Annotated in this window: 3 protein-coding genes; all 3 read left to right on the top strand. The window is 62.4% G+C overall.

What is annotated here, in order from left to right; translation table 11 throughout:
* Positions 1 to 249 precede the first annotated feature (249 nt).
* Positions 250 to 2,496: an ATP-dependent Clp protease ATP-binding subunit gene (locus ABJK56_RS15215; RefSeq protein WP_347245524.1), complete on the top strand. Its 2,247-nt coding sequence runs from the start codon at positions 250 to 252 to the stop codon at positions 2,494 to 2,496.
* Positions 2,493 to 2,945 (top strand): YbjN domain-containing protein, encoded by a 453-nt coding sequence (locus ABJK56_RS15220; RefSeq protein WP_347245525.1) that lies wholly within the window; start codon positions 2,493 to 2,495, stop codon positions 2,943 to 2,945. The genes ABJK56_RS15215 and ABJK56_RS15220 overlap by 4 nt, the downstream gene beginning before the upstream one ends.
* Positions 2,946 to 3,097: 152 nt before the next feature.
* Positions 3,098 to 3,421: hypothetical protein (locus ABJK56_RS15225; RefSeq protein ID WP_347245526.1), on the top strand; the 324-nt coding region annotated here is incomplete at its 3' end.

A 3,421-nucleotide genomic window follows, 5' to 3' on the forward strand; every position in this document is an offset into this window, starting at 1 on the left:
CCCTGACACTCTCCTGCTCATCCTCAGCAGTGGGAAACTATGCCGGCGGCTGTAGCCTAAGGCTCTTTCTCGTCCCACGGGCTCGCCCGAGGCAGGAGGGAGAAGCGGACGCGCTCGTCGGAGGTTACCGTCTAATACCCGTTGTGTTCGTTTCAGTCAAGATCGCCCGGTCGTTTACGTCCGGGCAATTGGCGCTGGCCGAAACAAATGCGATGGGTATAAGCAGTGAGTTCTCACTGGGAGACAGGTATGGACGCAACACAAAAACTCACTTCCGGAGCCCAGATGGTCTGGAAAGCGGCCCTGGAGATGCCAAAACGGTTCGGGCACTCCCGTCCGGCCCTTCAGCACTTTCTGCTGGTTTTGCTGGACCGGTACGGCCCGATGGCGGAATCCATCGCTTCAGGCCTGAGAGCCCGAGAGTATTACCACCAGGTCCAACGGTCCCTTCAGCAAGGGGAAGTAGACTGGTTAGAACCGGAGGTCCTCTTGGAAGAAGCCTTCCAGCGCGCAGTCCGGGCGGGCAAACCACGCGCTTCCGAACGGGACCTGGCAGCGGTCTGCCTGCGGCGGGCCGGGTGGACTCTGCTGGAAGAGCCATCTCGGATAACGTCCCGGAGCCCGCAGAAAACAGAGGGCGGAGCGGAACAACGTCCCGACGCGCTGGAAGAAGAGCTGCACCGTTTGCTCACCGGGGCCGCTCCGGAGGCGCAAACCGGAGCCGCGGCGCGCGGCGAGTATCGTCCCCGGGCCCGGAAGCCTACCCCCACCCTGGAACAGTTCGGGCGGGACCTGTGCCAGGAAGCACTAGACGGGAAACTGCCGCCCATTCTGGGCCGGGACCTGGAAATTCAGAGCATAATGGAGACGCTCTGTCGCTTCACCAAGCGCAATCCCCTTTTGGTCGGTCCGGCGGGGGTGGGCAAGACAGCCATCGTGGAAGGTCTGGCCCAGCGGATTGTGCGGGGAGAGGTGCCACCGCCGCTGCAGGGCCTGCGCATCTTTGCCCTGCAGTCCTCCGCCCTTGTCAGCGGGGCGGGGATTGTGGGAGAACTGGAAAAGCGGATGCACGCCGTCCTGGAAGAGGCCAGCCAGGATGGCATTGTCCTCTTCATTGACGAAATCCACACCATTGTGGGCAGCGGCGGGGTGCGGCGGGTGTCCGATGTGGGGAGTCTCCTGAAGCCCGCCCTGGGCAAGGGGCAGATCGCCTGCATCGGCGCCACCACCGACGAAGAATTCCATCAGTTCATCGCGCAGGATCGGGCCCTGGAGCGTCGTTTTCAGCCTCTGCGGGTGCAGGAACTCTCTCCTCAGGCGACCCTAGAGATTCTGCGCGCGTTGAGAGAGCGCGCCATTCGGGAGCGGGGCATCACCGTTTCCGAAGAGGCCCTCCAATGGGCGATCCTGCTGGCCCAGCAGTACCTGCGCAACCGTCACTTTCCCGACAAGGCCATTGACATCTTTGAGCAGAGTGTGGCCTCTGCTCTTCTCCGCTCGCAGACGGAGGTCACCCCCGACCTGGTCAGCGAAGTCGTTCAGCGGATGATTGGCCTCCCGCTGGACCTGGGACTGGAACTGAGCCGACGGCTGGATGAGGTCAAACGGCGGCTGGGGGCTTGGGCGTTCTGCCCGGAGGCCACCGCCGAACAATTAATCTATCGCCTGGAGATCACCCTGCGCGGCCTGGATGTGGCCCCCTCTCGCCCCAACGGGGTAGTCCTGGTCGTGGGGACGCCTGGCCAGGCGCCGGAACTGGCCGCCCGGGTTCTGGCGGAGGCGCTCTATGGCACCCCTGACCGGTTGATAGAACTGGATATGACCCGTTTCACCCATCCGGCCGACGTCAATTGGCTGACGGGAGCACCCCCCGGCTATGTGGGCCACGACGCGGTCCTGGAGTTCCATCGGCAGTTGGCTCAGCAACCCTGGTCGGTGGTGCTGTTCAAGCACGTGGACGCCGCCCACCCCCAGGCCCAGGAGGTGCTGGCCGAGGCCTTTCGCTCCGGGTTCCTGACCGACGCTCAGGGACACAAAGTCTATCTGAGCGACACCGTCGTCGTGATGACTGCGAACGTAGAAGAGACGGCAAAACGCCGCATCGGCTTCCACGCCGATAGGGATGACCGGGAGGCCGGCAAAGTCGGTCCGGAGGTCTTACCACCTCTCCTGCCGGACCTGATGGATCAGGTAGAAATTTCCTGGCAACCGGAGCAGCCGACAGCGGAACGGCTTCAGACGTGGCTGAAGGAGTGGGTCCTCCCCCCACTGGTGGAGCGATACCAGCGCCAGGGGCTGGAGGTGGAGTGGGACCCGAGTGTGGTGGACTGGCTTTCGGCAGCGATCCTGACGGCAGGCGACCTGACTCGGGGGGAACGCCTGATTGAGGAACGGGTACTTCCGGCACTGATCCCATATCTGGGTCAGCCCGGGAAGGTCATTCTGACGTATCATCAGGACAAAGGTATCCAGACCGAATATGCGAAAGGAGCATGATGCAATTCAAGACTCGTGCTCATGAAGCGATGTACACGAAGACCGAGCAGATGCTGCGGCAACTCTTCGGGGAGACAGTCCACGTTGTGCCGGAAGCGCCGATGTTCGTTGTCCTCTCCGGCACCACGCTCACCCACATTGTCGTCTCCCCATGGGGGGATAAGGATGCCACCATTACGGTGCGCGCCTACGTTACCTTCGGGAGCGACCTGACTCCGGACCTGCTCCACTTCCTGCTGCGGGAGAACGATACCATGCGGTTCGGGGCCTTCGGCATAGATGCCGATGGTGACATCTTCTTTGAACACACTATCGTGGGCTCCACCTGCGACAAGGAGGAGTTGCGCGCATCCGTGATGGCGGTGGCCCAGACCGCTGATCTCTACGACGAACAGATTATGCAGAAGTGGGGTGGAACTCGGAGCATTGACCGGGCCAAGACCGGATAGGATGTTCGTTCGCGAGCGGTGTTGCTCTTCGGCCAATTGCTCGGCTCAGGACGATCCATCACCGATGGCGATCAGCCGGATAAAGCCATCACGGTTCTGAATGAGGCTTGCGCGCGGCGGCGTTTATCGATAGGACTTACGCAGTCGGGAGATTGCTTCGGCACTCTGTGCCTACCCAGAAACTTGCGGAAGCGGTAGGTCGGATGGCCAATCCGACCTACCCGCTCTACCTGCGTAAGAGCTTGTCTGAAAACCACGAAGGACACCCAGAACACGAAGACTTTGGTGTGCTTTCACCCCCTCGGCCACGCCGCGAGCGGCTCGCCGCGTGGCGGGCAGAGAAGCCCCCTTGGCCACGCCGCGAGCGGCTCGCCGCGTGGCGGGCCGAGGCCCTCGGGGCCGAGGGCTCGGGGCGAAGCCGCTTTCCGGCATTTCTTTGTGTCCTTCGTGTCCTTTGTGGTAGATTTTTCAGACTA

This window comes from Thermogutta sp., assembly GCF_039793925.1.
Taxonomy (GTDB): domain Bacteria; phylum Planctomycetota; class Planctomycetia; order Pirellulales; family Thermoguttaceae; genus Thermogutta.